The sequence below is a fragment of the Bradyrhizobium sp. 23AC genome (assembly GCF_054863025.1).
In genome coordinates this window covers 1-275 of record NZ_JAVAYN010000141.1, presented here as the reverse complement: position 1 = coordinate 275, position 275 = coordinate 1, and the positions used below count along the sequence as shown (strand labels likewise).

General features: G+C 65.5%; 1 protein-coding gene. It reads left to right on the top strand.

Translation table 11 applies throughout. The features are described from left to right. Positions 1 to 275 (top strand): TFIIB-type zinc ribbon-containing protein (locus RAD10_RS41820; RefSeq protein ID WP_461622020.1); only part of this gene is annotated, 275 nt, incomplete at both ends.

Genomic DNA, 275 nt, shown 5'->3' with positions numbered 1-275 from the left:
AGCAGCGACACCTTCCACCACGCGGGCGCAGGGGATGCTCTGCCCCGTGTGCCGCGTCGACCTCGTGCTTTCCGACAAGCAAGGTGTCGAGATCGACTATTGCCCGCAGTGCCGGGGTATCTGGCTGGATCGCGGCGAACTCGACAAGCTCATCGAGAAGAATGCGTCGTACGAAGCGACCGCAAGACCGGCGGCCGATTATCCCCCGCAAGCGCCTGCCCCAGGCTATGCGCAACCGGCCCCCTGGGGCGGATACAATGAGGGGCACCATGGCG